Here is a 20,469-nt window from a genome sequence, read left to right on the forward strand (position 1 = left end):
TTTTACAGGCAGGTCAGGCTTACAGGCTGGTTTTAATACGACGTTTTCAACAGTTCAATACCGCGCGCATTTTAAGTTCGCATTCAAACAGAAACTCGAACGCTTCGATCTGGCGCAAGGCGTCGCTCATTTTTGCCCCCCAGGTGTAGAGACCGTGACCGCGGATCAGGTAACCAGCGCACTCGGGATGGGCGTCCAGCCAAGGCTGCACCTTTGCGGCGAGACGGGCAATATCCTGATCGTTGTCGAAAATCGGTACCACGACCTGCGACTGATGAGTGACCACGCCGTGAAAGGCCTTTTGCAGCTCGTAATCCTCGAACACCAGATGATCGGCGGTAGTCAGCCTCGACAGCACCGTCGCATTCACCGAGTGGGTGTGCAGCACCGCGCCGACCTGCGGCCTGCTGCTGTACAACTGGGTATGCAGCAAAGTTTCGGCAGACGGTTTTTTGCCGGGCTCCAGGCTGTTGCCTGCCATATCGGTAGCCAGCACATCGTCAGGACCCAACTGGCCCTTGTGCTTGCCGGATACGGTCAGCAGCGCCTCGGTGGCTGAAAGACGCGCGGAGTAATTGCTGCTGGTGGCAGGCGACCAGCCGCGGCCATACAGGAAGCGTCCGGCCTCGATTATTTCCACGCTAAGTTGTTCGCGGCTCATACACCTTCCTCTTTCTTGGGTGTGATAATCATGATGGCTGCGGCAAAGGCGACAAGGCTGGCAATGGCAAACGTCCAGGCTGGCCCCAGCGCGTTCCAGCTGTAACCGGAATACAGAGCGCCCAACGCGCCACCCACGCCTGACAGTGCGGCATACAGCGCCTGTCCCTGTCCTTGCTGACGCGGGCCAAAGCTACTTTGCACGAAATGAATGGCAGCGGCGTGAAAGCTGCCGAATGTGGCGGCGTGCATCACCTGGGCAATCAGCAGCGCGGTCAGGTAATCGGCAAACAGTCCCAACAGCAGCCAGCGCAATGCGGCCAGCAGAAAGCTGACGAACAGCACCTGGCGCACGGAGAAACGCTGCAGAATCCGGCTCATGACCATGAACATCAGCACTTCAGCCACCACGCCGACCGCCCATAGCAGGCCGATCAGGCCACGGCTGTAACCGAGCGCTTCGAGGTGCAGGGTCAAAAAGGTGTAATACGGCCCATGGCTGAGCACCATCAGCGCGACACTGAGGTAGAACGCCAAGACACCGGGACGCGCCAGCTGCCTGAGAAAGCCGCCCGACACGGTTTCACGGCTCGACGGCGAGGGATGCGCATTCGGCACCCACCAGCTGCTGACGACGATACCGGCCATGATCGCCAGCGCGATGTAAGGAAACAGATCCAGACTGAACCATTCGAACACCCGTCCCAGCACCACGACCGCCAGAATGAAACCGATCGAGCCCCACAGGCGGATCTGGCTGTAGCGCGAGGTCTGGCCTTGGAGGTGCGCGAGGGTGATGACTTCGAACTGCGGAAGGACGGCGTGCCAGAAGAACGCATAGAGCGCCATGACCATCGCCAGCCAGGCATAGCTTTTTTCGACCAGAATCAGCGAAAACGCCAACAACGTGCAGATGGCGCCAGAACGCACAATGGTCAGACGCCAACCGGTGTGATCACCCAGCCACCCCCAGAGATTGGGCGCAACGCAGCGCATCAGCATGGGGATGGCGATCAGTTCGCCTATGCGTGAGCTGGAAAAACCCAGGTGATGAAGATAGAGGGCCATGAACGGCGCAGACAGGCCGAGCAAGGCGAAATAGCACACGTAAAAGCCGGACAGCCGCCAGTAAGGAAGCTGTCCGCCGGATGTTTGCGTCACGCTAGCAGTCCGCGACCGTGACAGTGTGCATTACAACTGCCCCAGCACAGGCGTATTGACGCTGACATCGGCGTTCTGACCGCGATGACGCAGCAGATGATCGAGCAACACGATGGCCATCATCGCCTCGGCAATCGGTGTGGCGCGAATGCCGACACACGGGTCGTGCCGACCTTTGGTGATGACGTCGGCCGCGTTGCCATCGGTATCGATCGAACGCCCCGGCGTGGTGATGCTGGAGGTTGGCTTGAGCGCCAGATGCGCAATGATCGGCTGGCCCGAGGAAATGCCGCCAAGAATGCCGCCCGCCTGATTGGACAGGAAACCCTGTGGGGTCATCTCGTCGCGGTGCTCGGTGCCGCGTTGTGCAACGCAGTCGAAACCGGCACCGATCTCCACGCCCTTGACCGCGTTGATGCTCATCAGCGCGTGGGCCAGTTCGGCGTCCAGACGATCAAAGATCGGCTCGCCAAGGCCGGGCATTACGCCTTCGGCCACCACCGTTATTTTCGCACCGACCGAGTCCTGATCACGACGCAACTGATCCATGTAGGCCTCCAGTTCCGGCACCTTGTCAGGGTCGGGGCAGAAAAACGCGTTGTCTTCTACCGAATCCCAGGTCTTGAACGGAATCTGGATCGGGCCCAACTGGCTCATGTAGCCGCGAATGACGATGCCCTGGGTTGCCAGGTATTTCTTGGCAATCGCCCCCGCTGCCACGCGCATGGCGGTTTCCCGTGCCGAACTGCGACCGCCACCGCGGTAATCGCGGATACCGTACTTGTGGTGGTAGGTGTAATCGGCATGGGCCGGACGGAACAGGTCCTTGATGGCCGAGTAGTCCTTGGACTTCTGGTCAGTGTTGCGGATCAGCAGGCCTATGGAGGCACCGGTGGTTTTGCCCTCGAAGACGCCGGAGAGGATCTCGACCTCATCGGCCTCCTGACGCTGCGTGGTGTGACGGCTGGTGCCCGGCTTGCGCCGGTCCAGATCGCGCTGCAGGTCTTGCAGGTCCAGCTCCAGCCCCGGCGGGCAGCCGTCGACGATAGCGACCAGCGCCGGGCCGTGGCTTTCGCCGGCGGTGGTAACAGTGAACAGCTTGCCGAAAGTGTTGCCGGACATGCGGGCGCTCCGAAAAATCAGCCAAAAAACCAGATCGTTAAACCAAGCGCGCCAGTATACGCAGGCTCGCGGTTCAGTTCATCCTCGAACCTTCTGTCACGCCGTGCGTCCAAGCGAGACCCTCCCTATGATGGCCTTGCGATGTTATCCGGTAATTCCCTGCTTCGAGTATCAAACGCGCTGCGTCTGCTGGCCCTGCCGATAACATTGACCCTGAGCCTTATCGCCGGAACAGCCAGTGCTGCGGCGCCCAGCGTGGTGCAGCGGCCGATCACGGTGGATACCGAAAACGGCAAACTGTACGGCACCCTGCTGATGCCCCGTTCGGACAAACCGGTCCCGGTGGTGCTGATCATCGCCGGTTCCGGCCCCACCGACCGCGACGGCAACAACCCAGAGGGTGGACGCAACGACAGCATGAAACGCCTGGCGGTGATTCTGGCCAAAAACAATATCGCCAGCGTGCGCTACGACAAACGCGGCGTCGCAGCCAGCAAGGCCGTCACGCCGGATGAACGCAATCTGAGCGTCGAGCGCTACGTGGCCGACGTTCAACTCTGGGCCAGAGCGCTCAAAGCCAACCCGCGCCTTGGCCAGCTGATCCTTCTGGGCCACAGCGAGGGTGCGCTGGTGGCGACGCTGGCGGCTGAAAAAGTGGGGGCAGCGGCGCTGATTTCCGTGGCCGGCACCGGACGGCCTGTCGATCAGGTGCTGCGCGAACAGTTTCAGGAGCGCTTGCCACCGGACCTGCTGCAACGCAGCAATCAGTTGCTCGATGAACTCAAGGCGGGCAAGACCGATGACAACGTGCCCGCCGAGCTGGAAGTGGTATTTCGCCCCAGTGTCCAGCCGTATCTGATCTCGCTGTTTCGCCAGGACCCCGCCGCAGCCTTCGCTGCAGTGCACATTCCGGCGCTGATCGTTCAGGGGCGCAACGACATTCAGGTGGGCGTGGGCGATGCCCTGCTGCTGCAAAAAGCCAGACCGGATGCCGAGCTGGCCCTGATCGACGGGATGAATCATGTGCTGCGTATCGTGCCTGACGATCTGCAGCAACAGTTGTTGTCCTACCGCAACCCGACCCAGCCGCTGGCCAGTGAAGTGACCAAGCGGATCCTGGCCTTCATCAAGGCCCTGCCCCACCCGGAAAAAAAATCTGACGCCAGATAATTGCAGGCCCTTCAGTCTTGGGATATCTGGCCGATAGCGGTTTGCTGGCTTCTTGTTCCGTTGCAAGTATTCCGGTGCAAGGCCCAGGAAAGGACACCATTATGACTGACGCGAATATCATGACTGAAACCACTGCAGCACCCGAAAGCGCCGAAGCCGAGGTTCAGGCACCGCCGCAGCCGTGGGAAGACGTTCTGCCCGAGAACTTTCAGATGTTGCGTCTGGCACCACAGCCCACCGACCGCGCCACGGGTGGGCGACCCTTGCGTTTTGTGCAGTTTGGCCGTGCCGAGCGGCACAGCAAGGAATTGAGCCTGTTGCGCATCAATGTGCAGCTGCCAGGCCAACGGGTTCGCAAGGAACAGAACAATCTGGATGTCTGGGCCGACCACGAAAAGCGCACTGTGCGCTTCGGTCCCGAATCAGGCTTGCAGATCGAGCCGTGGAACCGCGGCATCGGTCGTTTCATGATTGCCCATGCCGTGCATTGGGCGCAGAAAAGATGGTCATCCTACAAGATTGAAGGCGTAGCGCTGGCGAGCAAGGACGGCCTGAACGAAGACACCCGCCTGCGCCGTGACCACTTTCTGCGCACCCTGGGTTTTGAAGTGGCTTACGCCGATGCCCAACACATGAAAGGCACCATCAAGGACGTACACGTCGGCAACCTGCACAGCACCTGGAACAACGACAAGGTGCAGATCATCGAAATTCTCGAAGCCTCGCAAATGCTGGAGAAGGCCGAGAAGAACCTGATCGAACAGGAAGTGACCATTCGCCAGCACGAGGACCGGGTCGGCAAGTACAAGCGCGAGGACGCCGGTCTGCGCTTCACGATTGCCTGCCTGGTGACCTTCGCGGTATTTCAGGCGGGACTGCTGATCTGGATCGCGACCCACCGATGAAAAAAGGAGCTGATCTCAGCTCCCCCTTCTCTCAGTCGTCCCTATCAAACCTTCGACTGGAACAACGCCTGATGGTTGCGGCATTGTTCTGTAGTCAGCATGAACACCCCGTGACCACCGCGCTGGAAATCCAGCCAGGCAAAATCGACTTCCGGGTACAGCGCCTGCACGTGCACCTGACTGTTGCCTACTTCGACGATCAGCAAGCCTTTCTCATTCAGGTGATCGGCTGCCTGGGCAAGCATACGACGTATCAGGTTCAGACCATCGCTGCCACAGGCCAGCGCCAACTCCGGCTCGTGCTGATACTCGTCGGGCATGTCGGCAAAGTCTTCGGCGTCCACATAGGGCGGGTTGGACACGATCAGGTCGAAGCGCTGCCCCGGCAAACCGTCGAACCCGTCGCCCTGCACGGTATAGACGCGGTCCTCCATGCCGTGACGCTCGATGTTCTGGTTAGCCACCTCGAGCGCGTCATAAGACAGGTCAGCCAGCGCCACTTCAGCTTGCGGAAACTCATCGGCACAGGCGATACCGATGCAACCGGAGCCGGTGCATAGGTCCAGAATCCGTGCCGGCTCATCGGCCAGCCAGGGGGCGAAACGCTCTTCGATCAGCTCGGCGATAGGCGAGCGCGGGATCAATACGCGGTCATCGACAATGAACGACATGCCACAGAACCAGGCTTCGCCCAGCAGATATGGCGTTGGCACACGGTCATCGATTCGGCGTTTGATCAGGCGTTGCAGTTCGGATATTTCGTCGACTTCCAGGCGGCAATCGAGGTAGCTGTCGGCGATTTCCCAAGGCAGGTGCAGTGCGCCCAGCACCAACTGCCGCGCTTCATCCCAGGCATTGTCGGTGCCATGACCAAAAAATACGTCTTCCTCGTGAAAGCGGCTGACGGCCCACCGTATATGGTCGCGCACGGTACGCAAACGGGAAGTGATCATGGACAAACTCCTTGAAAAGGCGACGAGCTGCTGTAAGACGAGCCACGGTGAAAAGTCTGGTTCCGAACAATGCACATTCTTCGTACCCGATAGGCGTGGAAGTTTCCATGATTCGCGTACTGCCATCAAGGCAAACCGCCAGCCACACCCTCCCCCAACTGCCCTGCAGGCCATAAAAACCGTGGCCTGCGATGGTTGCCATTCCCAGAACGCCTCAGCCAGAGGACAATGTCACAAAAGCCCCACACCAAGGAGCCCGTGAATGTCCGATTTAAAGACCATGTTCCAACTCAGCGGCCGGGTGCATGCGCCCGCCAATTTGAGCAATGCGACGCTGATCATCATCGATGCCCAGAAAGAATACCTCAGCGGCCCACTGGCCCTGACCGGCGTCGACGAAGCCCTGGCCAATATCTGCCAATTGGTCGAGAAGGCACGTGCGGTCAAGTGCCCGATTGTTCATATTCGCCATCTGGGCACTGTGGGCGGCCTGTTCGACCCACAGGGCGAGCGCGGTCAACTGGTGCCGGAGCTGTTACCAAAAGACGACGAACATCTGGTCGAAAAACGCCTGCCCAACGCTTTCAATGGCACCGGCCTGCATGATCTTCTGCAAAAGCTGGGTCATCTGGACCTGATCGTCTGCGGCTTCATGAGCCACTCGAGCATCAGCACCACGGTTCGCGCTACCAAGGACTACGGTTATCGCTGCACACTGGTCGACGATGCCTGCGCAACCCGCGACTTGCCGAGCCCGCACGGCGTCGTCAGCGCACAAGTGGTGCACAGAACCGAGATGGCGATCATGGCCGACAACTTCGCCACACTGGCGCTGACCAAAGACCTGATCTGATCTGATCTGATCTGCGCCGGAACGAGTGGTTGTGTGGGCGTATTCACATAACCGCCCATCCCTTGCCAGCCCGTATCATCCCGGAGGCGGGAACCACCCCTTCTTCTCCGGGTCAGAGCGCCGATACTCCATTGAGCCGATACCTATTGAGGAAAAGGCATGAAAACGTCAGATGGTTTCGATGCACGTCGCCTGCGCCCCAGGGGTCAGGGCAACTGGGGCAAACGCATCGGCACGCTGATTGCGCTGCTTCTTGTGGCGTCAGGCGTGTTGCTGACCGTTGCCGGTGTATCCAGCCTGACCATTCACCCGCAGATGCTCGGCGAGCTGAATGCCAGCCCGGGAGGCGCCGCATTTGTCGCTGTCGGCGGGTTGCTGGTGCTGTACGTGGGCGTCTGGCTATGGCGCCGCTGCCGTCGTCAGCGCAGTGCCAGCGGCTTGAGTATCTCTGCGCACCTGATGAAAAAACACAACTGACCCTCGCGCATGAACGGTTAGAATGGCTTCCTTCGCGGAGGCCCCATGCAAGACGACGATTTTTCCCTGTTCAGAAGCGAAACGCGCGGCGTAAAGCCGCTCAAGCATGAACACGCCGATGTCGGCAAACCCAAGACCGATCGAAAAATGCTGGCCCGCCTGCGTCAGTCGGCGACCGTGCGCACCGATTCGGTGACCGTCGACGGTTTGTCGGATCAATTCGTAATCGATGTCGGTCCGGAAGATGTCCTGAGCTGGTCGCGCGACGGCGTGCAGGAAGGCCAGATGCGCAAGCTCAAACTCGGGCAGATCAGCTTCGAAGGCAGCCTGGACTTACACGGCATGAGCGTCGAAGTGGCGCGTGAGACGCTGTGGGAGTTTCTGGCGGAAGCGACCCGACTGGAAATACGCTGCGTACGTGTTACCCACGGCAAGGCGGTACGCCTGGACGGCAAGCGCCCCATGATCAAAAGCCACGTCAACACCTGGCTGCGTCAGCATTCGCAGGTACTGGGCTTTTGTTCATGCCTGGCCAAGCATGGCGGTGCGGGTGCGGTGTACGTGATACTCAGACGCACCATGATGGAAGGGCGCGACGAGTAATCCTCCTCGCGCCCCTTTTGCCGGACAGCAATATGCTGCCCGGCGTGTTACTTAGCGCGGACCAGGACCGCCGGGGCCACCAGGCCCACCAGGTCCACCCCCTTCATGATGCCCACCGCCGCCGCCATGTCCGCCCGGACCAGGCCAAAACGGCCAGCAGCCGGAAACCGACGACAGTACGATGGCGAACAACGCTATTTTTGCTACTCGACCCAACATCCGGATTCACTCTCTCGACAGGCAATTGATTAATAACCTGCACATTCAGACAGCGCGGTGCCGGGGAAGTGGGTAGCGATCTGGTCGCCAACGTGTAAGCGCTACGATACAAAACGCATAACGCCCGGTTGATTTGCAGCGCTGCCGTGCACCCGCACTCTTGCGTAAGTTACTATGTGCGCCGTCGGCGACGGGCCTGCCCTCGCACCCATCGAAACCCACACGGAAACACACCCCTGTGACACTGGAACAGAATTACACCGCCATACTCGGGCAACTGGGCGAGGACGTCTCGCGCGAAGGTCTGCTGGACACCCCCAAGCGCGCCGCCAAGGCCATGCAGTACCTGTGTCGCGGTTACGCGCAAACGCTGGAAGAAGTCACCAACGGCGCGCTGTTCAGCTCCGATGCCAGTGAAATGGTCATGGTCAAGGACATCGAGCTGTACTCGCTGTGCGAGCATCATCTGCTGCCGTTCATTGGCAAGGCACATGTCGCCTACATTCCCAACGGCAAGGTGCTGGGCCTGTCGAAGGTGGCGCGGATCGTTGATATGTACGCCCGCCGCCTGCAGATCCAGGAAAACCTCAGCCGTCAGATCGCCGAGGCCATCCAGCAGGTTACCGGTGCACTGGGTGTGGCGGTGGTGATCGAAGCCAAGCACATGTGCATGATGATGCGCGGTGTCGAGAAGCAGAACTCGGCCATGATCACTTCGGTGATGCTCGGCGAATTCCGTGAAAACGCTGCCACTCGCAGTGAGTTTCTCAGCCTGATCAAGTGACCCGTTCAGCCCGCGTTCACGTGCCCTGGCGCACGCTGAACGTCCGGCCGATTTCCGCCACTGTCCGCAAGAGGTATGACCGTGTTCATGAAAGCGTTAAGAGTCGGCCTTGGCCAGCTCGTCATCGGTATCGACTTCCTGACCCGCCCGAGCAAGAAGAAGCGCGATCCGCAGGCACAGGCGGCTGTCGCTGAGGCGGCTCAAGACCTGACGCTGTACCAGTTCCACGCCTGCCCGTTCTGCGTGAAAACCCGTCGCACCCTGCACCGTCTCAATGTTCCTGTTGCTTTGCGCGATGCGAAGAACAACGAGCTTGACCGTCAGACGCTGCTAAACGAGGGCGGTAAAATCAAGGTGCCTTGCCTGCGAATCGAAGAAGGCGACAAAACTGTGTGGATGTACGAATCCAAAGTCATTATCGACTACCTGAACCAACGGTTCGGCGCGATCTGAACACTACATGCCCGAAGTGCCTCAACGCGGGCAAACTTCCTCGCGGCAGGCGACATAGGCTTGCAACTGCTTGAGGCGCACGCGGGTCTGGTCAGCCAGGCATTGCGACTGCAGCAACGGCCAGATGGAGCCTGAATCCTCGGGCTTGCCAGCCTGATACAGACAATCGGCGTCACGCAGGGCTATCCACTTCAGTTGTGCATCCTTGAACGCCTGCTTTTTGGCCGGCGTCTTCAGCCACGTCATCTGCGCCTTGTACTGCTTGTTGAGATCGGCATCGAGCGCCGCCAGCTCATTGGCTGCACATTGATTCATGCTGGCCTGATTGGCGTCACAATCCTGAGCCTGTGCCGAGCAGCCGATACCCAGCGCGATAAAAGCGGCCAGAAGTGCTATTGAAACGCGCATAAATTTCCTTTTATTCAGCCAATGGGGGCATCAATCCAGCATACCGACATAACCGGGCTGCGCCTTGACCCGATCCAGCCAGCGCCGAATTCCGGTGTAAGGTGCCAGATCGAAACCGCCCTGATGAGCGACGTGGGTGTAGGCGTACAAGGCGATATCGGCGATGGAGAAATTCTCACCGACCAGAAACGGTGTGCGATCAAGCTGCTGCTCCATGACCGCCAGCGCTCGATAACCGGACTTCTGCATGGCGCGATACTCGGTCATGCGTTCAGCCGGCAAGCCCAGATAGAACTGGATGAAACGGGCAACCGCCACCGACGGCTCATGGCTGTACTGCTCGAAAAACTGCCATTGCAGTACCTGGGTACGCAGCCGCGGTTCGCTCGGAAGATACCTGGAACCATCAGCCAGAAAATTGAGAATCGCATTGGACTCCCATAGACAGGTGCCGTCTTCCAGCTCCAGCACCGGGATCTTGCCGTTGGGGTTCTTTTCCAGAAAAGCCGGGGTCTGGGTTTCGCCATTGAGAATATCGACCGGTACCCACTCGTACTCGCAGCCCAACAGGTTAAGCATCAGCTTGACCTTGTAGCAGTTGCCCGAGTTGTAATCGCCATAAACCTTGTACATCGCCCTGCTCCCTCGATATGCCTGTATTGCCGGCTATGATCAGGCGGCTTTCAGATTCTGTGCCGCACGGACCACAGACGCCAGTCGTTTTATGCCTTCATTCAGACGCGCCGGGTCGATATGACTGAAATTGAGGCGCAGATGGCCGTGATTGGCGTCCGGGTCAGCAAAAAAAGGTTCGCCCGGCATGAACGCGACGTCCTGCGCCAACGCGGCATCCAGCAAGGTACGGGTGTCCAGCGGCTGTTTCAGGGTCAGCTAGAAGAACAATCCGCCTTGCGGGCTATTCCACTCGGCCAGGTCTGAAAAATGCGTCTGCAAGGCATCCTCGAATGCATCCCGGCGACCGCGGTAGAACTCGCACAGCGTCAGTAGATGTTCACGATAGTGCTCAGTGCCAATCCACTGCAAGGCCTGCCATTGGCCGAGGCGATTGGTATGCAGATCGGCGGACTGCTTCAGGCGCAACAAGTGCGGAAACAGATCAGGACTGGCGATCAGATAACCCACACGCAGGCCGGGCAACAGCGTTTTGGAGACCGTGCCGGTGTAGATCCAGCTGGCTTTCTTCAGGCCGCTGACAATCGGCCTGGCACTGCCACCGTCAAAGCTCAACTCGCGGTACGGCTCATCCTCGATCAACGTGACGCCGAACTCGTCAAGCAACGCCGCAACTGCATCGCGGCTGGCCTGGCTATAGCGCACTGCCGAGGGGTTCTGGAAGGTCGGGATCAGGTAGGCGAAAGCGGGCCTGTGCTGCTCCAGGCGCTGACGCATGGCGACCAGGTCCGGGCCTTCGGCCTGCAGAGGCACGGTGATGCAGTCGGCACCAAACAGCTGAAATATCTGCAGCGCCGCCAGGTAGGTGGGTGCTTCAAGCAGAATCTCGGTGCCTTTGTCGATGTGGAGCTTGGCTGCCAGGTCCAGGGTCTGTTGAGAACCAGTGACCACCATGACCTGACTGGCATCGCAAGCAATACCCAGGGCGCGGGCGTCGGCAGCCAGCGCTTCGCGCAGCGCAGGTTCGCCCTCGCTCATGCCGTACTGGCCCAGAGAAACAGGCATGTCAGCCCACTCGACTTTGGGCAGCATCGACTCGGCAGGCAGGCCACCAGCGAACGACATCACTTGCGGACGCTGAGCGGCGGCGAGGATCTCGCGAATCAGAGAACTTTTCAGACGGGAAACGCGTTCGGAAAAAGCCATGGCACTTACCTGTAGCCGAGACGAAGGAAAATAAGTCAAACTTGTTGACTCAAATTACGACGCCCAGCCCGGATACGTCAACATGCTTGACTTAAAAAAACCTGCCAATCAACAAATGGCCATGGAGGCCTTCTTCTTCGGCTATCAGGCGTTCACCGCCAAGGCTGATGAAATGCTGGCCAAGCGCGGCTTCAGTCGCGTGCATCAGCGCATTGTATTTTTTATCGCTCGCTATCCCGAACTGAGCGTCAAGGAACTGCTCACGGTATTGGGCGTGAGCAAGCAGGCGCTCAATGCCCCGCTGCGCCAATTGATCGGCATGGACCTGGTGCACAGCACCGCCCCGGAAACCGACAAGCGTAAACGACTGCTCGGGCTCACCGATGAAGGCGCCCGTTTCGAGCAGGCGTTGCGGCGTGAACAGGTCAAGCTGCTGCAACGCGTGTTCGCCGAAGCGGGTCAGGAAGCGGTGGATGGCTGGATGACAGTCAACCTCGCGCTGGGCCAGACACTGCAATCCGGTGCGTGTCCAATCGGGACTGACGTCGAATAAATACCACTGGCGCAACTGTGCTGGCATTTACTCATATCGCTGTATCGTAAAGCCGAGCGGTCATGCGTTTAGGCTTGGCGTCCTTTGCTACCTGCCCGCTTCAAGGAACGCCCTGCATGAACGAAACCCTCAAGGCACCATTGCGCCCGCTGACCGACTCATCGCCGTCTGCGGTGGTTGCCGGCTTCATTGCCATGATGACTGGCTGCACCAGCTCACTGGTGCTGATGTTTCAGGCCGGACAGGCGGCCGGTCTGAGCAGCGTGCAGATTTCGTCCTGGCTGTGGGCGTTGTTCATGGGCATGGCGGTGTGCAGCATCGGCCTTTCGTTGCGCTACCGCATGCCGATTACTGTCGCGTGGTCCACACCCGGTGCCGCACTGCTGATCACCAGTCTGGGTGGTGTGGCATACCCGCAGGCGATTGGCGCGTTCATGACCAGCGCGCTGCTGGTTATTCTGTGCGGCGTAACGGGCAGCTTCGAACGTATCGTGCGGCGTTTGCCAGCCTCGCTGGCTGCGGCCTTGCTGGCGGGAATCCTGTTCAGAATCGGCAGTGAAATATTCATCGCCGCCCAGCACCGCACCATCCTGGTATTGGGCATGTTTTTTACGTATCTGGTGGTGAAGCGTCTTTCGCCACGTTATTCGGTGCTGCTCGCACTGCTGGTCGGCATCGGGATATCGGGCGCGCTGGGCTTGCTGAACTTCAGCGGCCTGGCGCTGCAAGTCGCCATGCCGGTCTGGACCACTCCCGAGTTTTCCTGGGCTGCGACGGTCAGCATCGGCATTCCGCTCTTTGTGGTGGCTATGACCTCGCAGAACATGCCCGGTGTGGCGGTGTTGCGAGCCGACGGTTACTACCCGCCTACCTCACCGCTGATATCGGTAACAGGCTTTGCCTCTCTGCTTACCGCACCGTTCGGCTGCCACGGGATCAACCTGGCCGCCATCAGCGCCGCCATCTGTACCAGCCCTCATGCGCACGAAGACAAGTCCAAACGCTACACAGCGGCGATCTGGGCCGGGATTTTCTACGCAATCGCCGGGATCTTCGGCGCCACGCTGGCAGGTCTGTTCAGTGCGTTCCCCAAGGAACTGATGCTCTCGATTGCCGCACTGGCGCTGCTCGGCTCGATCACCAATGGCCTGACCGTGGCCATGGCCGAGCCCCGCGAGCGCGAACCCGCTCTTATCACCTTTATGGTGACGGCCTCAGGGCTGACGCTGTTTTCCATAGGTTCGGCATTCTGGGGCATTGTTGCGGGCCTGCTGACCATACTGATCCTCAATGCACGCAAGCCCGGATAAGCCTGCCTCAAGCGTACGGCAAAACAGCAATCAACTGCGGGCAGCGGCCGATACCAGCAAGGTTCCGGCATCTGCATCAAGTATTGCCTGCGTTCCGAGTGGCACGGCCTGATTGAGATCTCCATGCCCTACCGGCAAGCCGCCCAGCACCGGAATGCCCAGGCTGCCCAGCCGTTCCAGCAGCACATCGGCGGGGCTAATGGTGCCGCCGGTGTTAGCGGCCGGGGTGAACTCGCCCACCGCAATACCCGCCAGACGCGCAAGGATGCCGCAGTTACCCAGATGGGTCAGCATGCGATCAACCCGATAGGCCGGTTCGTTGACCTCTTCGATGAGCAAAATCGCACCGGTCATGTCGGGCATGAACGGCGTGCCCACCGAGGTATCGAGGATGCACAGATTGCCGCCCAGCAACAGGCCCTGCGCGCTGCCGCCGGTTCTGACCTTCGCCGTTGGTGAGCCAGGATCAGCCTTGAGCAATACCGGCTCGGTACTCATCAGCACGTGGTGCATGCCGCTGACGAACAGGCCACCGCGTTCCAGCTGCGAGGCGACCGGCCCATGAACAGTGACCAGACGCGCATGGTTCCACAGCGCACCATGTAGCGCGGTAATATCGGAAAAGCCGGTTACCAGCTTGGGGTCACGACGCACGGCGTCCATATTTACCTGCTGGACAATTCGCTGCACGCCATAGCCACCGCGGTTGCAGATGACCGCACGAATCTCCGGATCAGCCAGTGCGGCGTTGAGGTCAGCAAGCCGCTCCTCGTCGGTCCCCGAATAGAATGAGTATTTACCCAGCGCATGCGGATAGACGCGCGGCCGCAGCCCCCACCCCTTGAGTACTTCGACCGCAGCGTCGATGTTGCCAGGGTCAACCGGCCCGGCAGGCGACACCAACGCCACGGCGTCGCCAGCGCGCAGAACCTGAGGGTAAAGCGTCGGTTTGGATATAGCTGGCATTACGGTCACCCTGGCGTTTGTCGAGCGACGAATCTAGAGCACCGCCGCAACTGACTCAAGCCCTATCGGCCTTCAGCATGCGTCGTCTGCAGATCCGTCTGAACGCCAAAGCCGCAACGGACTCCTATCAATCACATGGATCAAACAGCATTCGCTTGATGATCGCTTCTTGCCTGAGCAACGCGGCGAGCGTTTGAATCCACCTTTGAACCATTTTCTGGAGACCCTGCCATGACTGATCTTTCCAACCGCCAGTTCCTGCTCGCCAAGCGTCCGTCGGGCGATGTGCGCCGTGAAGACTTCACCTATCAAGAGGCTCCGGTCACCGCACTTGCCGAAGGCCAGATACTGGTCAGGAACAAATACCTGTCGCTGGACCCGGCGATGCGTGGCTGGATGAATGACGGAAAATCCTACATTCCGGCCGTAAAGCTGGGCGAAGTGATGCGCGCCCTGGGCGTGGGCGAAGTGCTTGAATCGAAAAACCCGAAATTTTCCGTAGGCGACCATCTGCAAGGCGCACTTGGCGTTCAGGATTACTTTGTGGGCGAGCCAAAAGGCTTTTACAAGGTTGATACCAGCCTTGCCCCGCTACCGCTTTATCTATCTGCTCTGGGCATGACCGGCATGACTGCCTACCTGGCGCTGCTGGATGTCGGCCAGCCAAAAAGCGGTGACACCGTAGTGATCTCCGGCGCAGCGGGTGCTGTGGGCAGCGTCGCCGGGCAAATTGCCAAGCTCAAGGGCTGCCGGGTTGTCGGCATCGCAGGAGGCGCAGAAAAATGCCGTTTACTGACCGAAGAACTGGGCTTCGATGCAGCCATCGACTATAAGTCCGAAGACGTTATGGATGGTTTGAAGCGCCACTGTCCGGATGGCGTGAACGTGTACTTCGACAACGTTGGCGGCGACATTCTGGACGCGGCGCTCAGCCAGTTGGCGGTCGGCGCGCGTGTGGTGATCTGCGGTGCCATCAGTCAGTACAACAACACCACGGCGATCAAAGGCCCGGCCAACTACATGTCACTGCTGGTCAACCGTGCACGCATGGAAGGCTTCATCGTACTCGACCACCCCGAGCGCTTCGCTGAAGCCGGTCAGGTTATGGCGGGCTGGATCAAGGAAGGCAAGCTCAAGAGCAAAGAGCATATCGTCGACGGTCTCGAGACTTTCCCGGAGACCTTCCAGATGCTGTTCAGCGGTGAGAACCAGGGCAAGCTGATCTTGAAAGTGGAATAAAACCCGTGGGCCGGACACCTCGTGCTTCGGCGTGGGGTGCCTTGCCTGACGCTGTGCGTCCTCGCGCTCAAGCCAGCTCGGCAACCACCGCAGCCAGGGCCTTTGCCGGGTCAGCTGCCTGGCTGATCGGGCGGCCGATGACGAGATAATCGGAGCCGGCGTCCAGGGCCTGGCGCGGAGTCAGGATGCGGCGCTGATCGTCCTGCGCACTGCCCGCCGGACGAATGCCGGGCGTCACCAGCTGCAACGACGGGTGAGCCGCTTTCAGGGCCTGCGCTTCCAGCGCCGAACAGACCAGACCGTCCATACCGGCCTTCTCGGCCAGCGCTGCAAGGCGCAGCACCTGCACCTGCGGATCAATGTCCAGGCCGATACCGGCAAGGTCTTCCCGCTCCATACTGGTCAGAACGGTCACGCCAATCAGCAGTGGCTGAGGACCGCTGCGCCGCTCCAGCACTTCGCGGCACGCCGTCATCATGCGTAGCCCGCCTGAGCAGTGCACGTTGACCATCCACACGCCCATCTCGGCAGCGGCCTTGACCGCCATCGCCGTGGTATTGGGGATATCGTGGAATTTGAGATCAAGAAACACCTCGAAGCCCTTGTTGCGCAGGGTCTCGACGATATCGGCCGCGCAACTGGTGAACAGCTCCTTGCCGACCTTGACCCTGCACAGCTTGGGATCGAGCTGATCAGCCAACCGCAAGGCGGCTTCACGGGTCGGAAAATCCAGGGCGACGATGACAGGAGTCTGGCAGGCGGACATGAGCGTGGTCTCAGGTAAGTCGAAATCGGCGCGCATTGTAGCCGAACCGGCGAGCAGACGGGACCCGTAGATCGGCATTTAGCCAGCCGCTGTCGTAAAAACTCATGATTCCCTGCACTCGCAGCGACCATTGCTTCGGCGGCCTGCACCAAACCTGCACAACCCGGTGAATCGGTTCACTGCAGCGTTCTGTAAACGACCCGTTTTGAAGCAACACGACAATGATCAGTGCACTGGCACGGCCTCTGCAACAGGATGTTTCAACGATTACCGAATCTCAGGGAGATGACCATGAGCACGCAACTCAAGCCAACGCTGGGCACGATTCATTTATGGGGGATCGCTGTCGGGCTGGTGATTTCCGGCGAATATTTCGGCTGGAGCTACGGTTGGGGCGTGGCGGGTACACTGGGCTTTTTGGTAACAGCCTTGATGGTTGCGACCATGTACACCTGCTTCATCTTCAGCTTTACCGAGCTCACTACGGCCATCCCGCACGCGGGCGGCCCGTTTGCCTATAGCCGCCGCGCCTTTGGCGAAAAAGGCGGTCTGATCGCCGGTATGGCCACCCTGATCGAATTCGTATTCGCGCCACCGGCCATTGCCATGGCAATCGGTGCGTACCTTAACGTGCAATACCCGGGGCTGGACCCCAAACATGCGGCTGTCGGCGCTTACATCGTGTTCATGGCGCTCAACATCGTCGGCGTAAAGCTGGCAGCAACCTTTGAGCTGGTCGTGTGCATTCTGGCCGTGGCCGAGCTGCTGGTGTTCATGGGGGTGGTCGCGCCCGCATTCAGTTTCAGCAACTTCGCCCTCAACGGCTGGGCCGGTTCCCAGACCTTCGGGCCGGAAGCGATTGCCGGCATGTTCGCCGCCATCCCCTTTGCGATCTGGTTCTTCCTGGCCATTGAAGGCGCTGCAATGGCCGCCGAAGAAGCCAAGGACCCGAAACGCACCATTCCAAAGGCTTACATCAGCGGCATTCTGACCCTGGTATTCCTCGCTATCGGCGTCATGCTGTTTGCCGGTGGCGTGGGTGACTGGCGCACTCTGGCCAACATCAACGACCCATTGCCACAAGCCATGAAAGCCGTGGTCGGTAACAGCTCCGGCTGGCTGCACATGCTGGTCTGGATCGGCCTGTTCGGTCTGGTCGCCAGCTTCCACGGCATCATCATGGGTTACTCGCGCCAGTTCTTCGCTCTGGCTCGCGCCGGTTACCTGCCTGCCTCGCTGGCCAAGTTGTCACGCTTTCAGACACCGCACCGGGCGATCATCGCAGGTGGCCTGATCGGTATCGCGGCCATCTACAGCGATGGCCTGATCAACCTGAGCGGCATGACACTCACCGCTGCAATGATCACCATGGCTGTATTCGGCGCTATCGTCATGTACATCATGAGCATGCTCAGCCTGTTCAAGCTGCGCAAGACCGAACCTGACCTTGAGCGCAGCTTCCGCGCGCCAGGTTACCCGGTGGTGCCCGGTATTGCGCTGGCTCTGGCAGTCGTGTGCCTGGTGGCAATGGCCTGGTTCAACATGCTGATCGGCCTGATTTTCCTCGGGCTGATGGCCATCGGTTTTATCTACTTCAGCCTGACTGCCAAATCGCGCGCCGATGCACCGACCGACGCGATGCTGACCGGGCAATAATTCAGAGACTTTCCGGGGTTGCGCGCAAAGGGTTTTGCACGCAACCCGGTCAAGGCGCATACACTTGAACCATTGAGCAGCCTCGCTGCTCAAACCGGTATCACAACAAGGAGAGCGCTATGCCCTGGTATGCCTGGTTAATTCTGCTCGTAGCCATCGGCTCGATCGTCGGCGGTCTTATGATGCTGCGCGATACAGCCAAGAAACTGCCCCTCACCGAAGAACAACTCAAGCGCGTCCATGAGCGCAACGCCGAAATGGACGCCAAGGAAGCCAAGGACCGTTAAATAAGTCCGGGTGGCAGGCTGAAAACCTGCCCCTGCCTATTTCCCGATCTCTGCGCTGACCGAAAGCACCTTGATATGAAGCGGCTGAAAGATCGTCTCCAACTCGCCGTCCGCGCGCAACTTCTCCAGCAGCGCTTTGAAGTGTGGAACATCAATGTTGCCATTGGGGCGCAACAACGCGTATTGACGGTAGATCTGATCAACGCGTTCGGAGACCATTAACTGCGCCGCTTCATCTTTGTTATGTGCCATAAAATCAATCAGATAAGAACGGGTAACAGGCGCGATATCCGCCCGATTGCGCACCACCATCAATAGATTACTGTCGTGAGAATAGGTGGAGGTCACATTGAAGTGCTCACTCAAGTACTTCTGATCGGTATTGAAGTTGGCAAATCCATAATGGTAACCACTGAACAACGCCAGACGTTTGTCAGACAGATCATCGAAGTAATTCTGATCACGCCCTTCGACCCGCCTTGCTACATAGACCTCGGCATCTTCAAGGCCCAGATCGACGGTTTCGTGCGCAATATCCTTCCAGCCCCAGTCAGGGTTCTCGAAGATCGCAACATCGAAACGCCCTTCCGCGAAGTCACGAAAACGCCGGGGCACGGAGGTGGGGATCATCACAAACTCGTAATCGTCCTGCTCGGCATTCAGGGCATCGATCAGCTTGGGCAACAGACCGGCGTCTTCGCCTTTTTCAGGGCGCACCATATACGGAGGGAAATGCACGGCGGCCACCCGCACGACCTGCGCGGCAAAGACGTGGGACGTTGCCATGAACGGCACAAAGAGCAGAAGGCCTGTGGCGAACGTCCGCGCGACGCCATCAATTAATACTGCAAATTTTTTCATAAAACACGACATCAATCAAAGCCCTCCACGCTATGCGGTTTCCATGATTTAAACAACTGTCAAATCAACGGCGTCAGCATCGCTCACAGTGGTTACTATTGTGCACCGCTGCGATGAACTCGCGTGAGGCACCAATGCAATTAGCAGCGGTCACTGTAAGGGCAGTTGTAAAAACGATATTGTCGGCGCAGCGTCAGGCGTGGGCGCAACAGGCTAATCTGGCTACGCTGAAGCCATTGACTATCGTAAGGGAGCTTGATGATGCCGCATTGGCTGGTGATTGATCTGGAGGCTACCACCGAAGAAGGTGGCTGGCCGGTCGCAGAAATGGAAGTCATCGAAATAGGCGCGACGCTGGTCAATCAGGACGGGCGCGAGCTGGACCATTTCGAGCGCTTCGTACGACCCGCACGCAGGCCTGTGCTGACTCATTTTTGCCGGGAGCTGACCCATATCAATCAAAGCAGTATCGACAGCGCTGCGCCCCTGACGACCGTGTGGCCTCAGTTCGAGCGCTGGTTGAGCCATCACCGTGCCCGCGTGCTGGGATGGGCCAGCTGGGGGGATTACGACCGCCAGCAACTGGAAGAGGAATGGCGCTACCATCGCCTCGACAGCGCACTGTCGAGCATGCCGCACGTCAACCTCAAACAGCGATTCGCTCAAGCGCGTCAGTTGCAAAAGCCGATGGGCCTGAACAGCGCCCTGCAACTGGCTGGCATGCAATTCACAGGTCAGCAACACCGGGCACTGGTTGATGCGCGCAATACCGCCCGGCTCTTGCCGTTGATACTGCCTAATTGAATCTCGCTGCACGTCGTCAGTTGTTCAGCATCGACTTGCAAGGGGCGTGACGAGTTTTACCGTGTTGGGCATACTGGCGGGCCATTTCCAGCCCTTTCAAAAGGAATCGCCCATGTTCAAGGTCAACGAGTACTTCGACGGCACCGTCAAATCCATCGCCTTCAGCCAGGTCGACGGTCAGGCAACCATCGGTGTCATGGCGGCGGGCGAATATGAGTTCGGTACAGCGCAACGGGAAATCATGCACGTGATCTCCGGCGAGCTGAACGTGAAGCTCCCGGACAGTACCGACTGGGAAACTTTCTCCACCGGCAGCCAGTTCAATGTCCCGGCCAACAGCAAGTTCCAGCTCAAGGTCAGCGTTGATACCGCTTACCTGTGCGAATACCGCTGAGACTGAACACGTGGGGGGCCTGACCT

23 protein-coding genes and 1 pseudogene are annotated in these 20,469 nt (G+C 59.3%); 14 read left to right on the top strand and 10 right to left on the bottom strand.

All coding sequences use genetic code 11. The annotated features are described in order from the left end of the window. Window positions 1-46: 46 nt before the first annotated feature. From AO068_RS24900 to aroC, 3 genes are read right to left on the bottom strand one after another with little or no spacing between them, the layout of a single operon-like run. Window positions 47-661, bottom strand: a complete 615-nt coding sequence (locus AO068_RS24900) for a methylthioribulose 1-phosphate dehydratase (RefSeq protein ID WP_058409745.1) — start codon at window positions 659-661, stop codon at window positions 47-49. Beyond that, the gene (locus tag AO068_RS24905) at window positions 658-1,821 is read right to left on the bottom strand and encodes an MFS transporter (RefSeq protein WP_011168228.1); all 1,164 of its coding nucleotides are present in this window, start codon (window positions 1,819-1,821) and stop codon (window positions 658-660) included. The genes AO068_RS24900 and AO068_RS24905 overlap by 4 nt, the downstream gene beginning before the upstream one ends. Before the next feature lie 30 nt (window positions 1,822-1,851). Then, window positions 1,852-2,943 (bottom strand): chorismate synthase, encoded by a 1,092-nt coding sequence (gene aroC, locus AO068_RS24910; protein WP_005744350.1) that lies wholly within the window; start codon window positions 2,941-2,943, stop codon window positions 1,852-1,854. Window positions 2,944-3,084: 141 nt separating this feature from the next. Here aroC and AO068_RS24915 point away from each other — a divergent pair, with 141 nt between their 5' ends. Then, window positions 3,085-4,113: an alpha/beta hydrolase gene (locus AO068_RS24915; protein WP_058409746.1), complete on the top strand. Its 1,029-nt coding sequence runs from the start codon at window positions 3,085-3,087 to the stop codon at window positions 4,111-4,113. Between the two features lie 101 nt (window positions 4,114-4,214). After that, entirely contained in the window at window positions 4,215-5,018 is an 804-nt protein-coding gene (locus AO068_RS24920; RefSeq protein WP_080395078.1) for a hypothetical protein, read from the top strand. Window positions 5,019-5,062: 44 nt separating this feature from the next. Here AO068_RS24920 and prmB read toward each other — a convergent pair whose 3' ends face one another. Further along, a complete protein-coding gene (gene prmB / locus AO068_RS24925; RefSeq protein ID WP_058409747.1) occupies window positions 5,063-5,971 on the bottom strand; it encodes a 50S ribosomal protein L3 N(5)-glutamine methyltransferase in 909 nt (302 codons plus the stop codon). Between the two features lie 262 nt (window positions 5,972-6,233). Between prmB and AO068_RS24930 the strand changes: the two genes are divergently transcribed. The 5 genes from AO068_RS24930 to AO068_RS24950 all read left to right on the top strand — a co-directional run bounded on the left by AO068_RS24930 (window position 6,234) and on the right by AO068_RS24950 (window position 9,360). Beyond that, on the top strand, window positions 6,234-6,824 hold the full coding sequence (locus tag AO068_RS24930) for a cysteine hydrolase family protein (protein ID WP_002552839.1): 591 nt from the start codon (window positions 6,234-6,236) through the stop codon (window positions 6,822-6,824). Between the two features lie 159 nt (window positions 6,825-6,983). Continuing rightward, entirely contained in the window at window positions 6,984-7,301 is a 318-nt protein-coding gene (locus tag AO068_RS24935) for a hypothetical protein (RefSeq protein WP_058401994.1), read from the top strand. Window positions 7,302-7,346: 45 nt separating this feature from the next. Beyond that, window positions 7,347-7,904 (top strand): Smr/MutS family protein, encoded by a 558-nt coding sequence (locus AO068_RS24940; RefSeq protein ID WP_002552837.1) that lies wholly within the window; start codon window positions 7,347-7,349, stop codon window positions 7,902-7,904. 457 nt (window positions 7,905-8,361) lie between these two features. Then, complete coding sequence (gene folE, locus AO068_RS24945) at window positions 8,362-8,907, top strand: GTP cyclohydrolase I FolE (protein ID WP_002552836.1); 546 nt, start codon at window positions 8,362-8,364, stop codon at window positions 8,905-8,907. Window positions 8,908-8,982: 75 nt separating this feature from the next. Further along, window positions 8,983-9,360: a glutathione S-transferase N-terminal domain-containing protein gene (locus AO068_RS24950; RefSeq protein ID WP_080395079.1), complete on the top strand. Its 378-nt coding sequence runs from the start codon at window positions 8,983-8,985 to the stop codon at window positions 9,358-9,360. Window positions 9,361-9,381: 21 nt separating this feature from the next. Here AO068_RS24950 and AO068_RS24955 read toward each other — a convergent pair whose 3' ends face one another. From AO068_RS24955 to AO068_RS24965, 3 genes and pseudogenes are all read right to left on the bottom strand, one after another. Beyond that, window positions 9,382-9,768 carry a lysozyme inhibitor LprI family protein gene (locus AO068_RS24955; protein ID WP_058409748.1) on the bottom strand — a complete coding sequence of 129 codons (387 nt, stop codon included), beginning with the start codon at window positions 9,766-9,768 and terminating at the stop codon, window positions 9,382-9,384. A 30-nt stretch (window positions 9,769-9,798) separates the two neighbouring features. Next, a complete protein-coding gene (locus tag AO068_RS24960; RefSeq protein ID WP_058401992.1) occupies window positions 9,799-10,401 on the bottom strand; it encodes a glutathione S-transferase family protein in 603 nt (200 codons plus the stop codon). A gap of 39 nt (window positions 10,402-10,440) precedes the next feature. Continuing rightward, a pseudogene (locus AO068_RS24965) lies at window positions 10,441-11,607 on the bottom strand (aminotransferase-like domain-containing protein). Window positions 11,608-11,689: 82 nt separating this feature from the next. Here AO068_RS24965 and AO068_RS24970 point away from each other — a divergent pair. Continuing rightward, the gene (locus tag AO068_RS24970) at window positions 11,690-12,160 is read left to right on the top strand and encodes a MarR family transcriptional regulator (RefSeq protein ID WP_004658431.1); all 471 of its coding nucleotides are present in this window, start codon (window positions 11,690-11,692) and stop codon (window positions 12,158-12,160) included. Between the two features lie 116 nt (window positions 12,161-12,276). Further along, entirely contained in the window at window positions 12,277-13,470 is a 1,194-nt protein-coding gene (locus AO068_RS24975) for a benzoate/H(+) symporter BenE family transporter (protein WP_058409749.1), read from the top strand. A gap of 30 nt (window positions 13,471-13,500) precedes the next feature. Here AO068_RS24975 and AO068_RS24980 read toward each other — a convergent pair whose 3' ends face one another. Next, window positions 13,501-14,436 (bottom strand): S66 peptidase family protein, encoded by a 936-nt coding sequence (locus AO068_RS24980; protein WP_058409750.1) that lies wholly within the window; start codon window positions 14,434-14,436, stop codon window positions 13,501-13,503. A gap of 231 nt (window positions 14,437-14,667) precedes the next feature. Here AO068_RS24980 and AO068_RS24985 point away from each other — a divergent pair, with 231 nt between their 5' ends. Continuing rightward, a complete protein-coding gene (locus AO068_RS24985; RefSeq protein WP_058409751.1) occupies window positions 14,668-15,675 on the top strand; it encodes an NADP-dependent oxidoreductase in 1,008 nt (335 codons plus the stop codon). 67 nt (window positions 15,676-15,742) lie between these two features. Here AO068_RS24985 and pyrF read toward each other — a convergent pair whose 3' ends face one another. Next, a complete protein-coding gene (gene pyrF / locus AO068_RS24990) occupies window positions 15,743-16,441 on the bottom strand; it encodes an orotidine-5'-phosphate decarboxylase (RefSeq protein WP_058402064.1) in 699 nt (232 codons plus the stop codon). Between the two features lie 291 nt (window positions 16,442-16,732). On the opposite strand from pyrF, the gene eat reads away from it, so the two are divergent. After that, the gene (gene eat / locus AO068_RS24995) at window positions 16,733-18,097 is read left to right on the top strand and encodes an ethanolamine permease (protein ID WP_058409767.1); all 1,365 of its coding nucleotides are present in this window, start codon (window positions 16,733-16,735) and stop codon (window positions 18,095-18,097) included. A gap of 119 nt (window positions 18,098-18,216) precedes the next feature. Continuing rightward, window positions 18,217-18,384 carry a DUF2897 family protein gene (locus AO068_RS26260; RefSeq protein ID WP_002552826.1) on the top strand — a complete coding sequence of 56 codons (168 nt, stop codon included), beginning with the start codon at window positions 18,217-18,219 and terminating at the stop codon, window positions 18,382-18,384. 36 nt (window positions 18,385-18,420) lie between these two features. Here AO068_RS26260 and AO068_RS25000 read toward each other — a convergent pair whose 3' ends face one another. Further along, entirely contained in the window at window positions 18,421-19,257 is an 837-nt protein-coding gene (locus tag AO068_RS25000; protein ID WP_058409752.1) for a substrate-binding periplasmic protein, read from the bottom strand. A gap of 249 nt (window positions 19,258-19,506) precedes the next feature. Between AO068_RS25000 and AO068_RS25005 the strand changes: the two genes are divergently transcribed. Together AO068_RS25005 and ppnP are read left to right on the top strand one after the other, a co-directional pair. Beyond that, entirely contained in the window at window positions 19,507-20,049 is a 543-nt protein-coding gene (locus tag AO068_RS25005; protein WP_005744336.1) for an exonuclease domain-containing protein, read from the top strand. Between the two features lie 112 nt (window positions 20,050-20,161). After that, on the top strand, window positions 20,162-20,443 hold the full coding sequence (gene ppnP / locus AO068_RS25010) for a pyrimidine/purine nucleoside phosphorylase (protein WP_004658419.1): 282 nt from the start codon (window positions 20,162-20,164) through the stop codon (window positions 20,441-20,443). Window positions 20,444-20,469: the final 26 nt, after the last annotated feature.

This window comes from Pseudomonas sp. ICMP 3272, from assembly GCF_001466905.1.
Classification (GTDB): domain Bacteria; phylum Pseudomonadota; class Gammaproteobacteria; order Pseudomonadales; family Pseudomonadaceae; genus Aquipseudomonas; species Aquipseudomonas amygdali.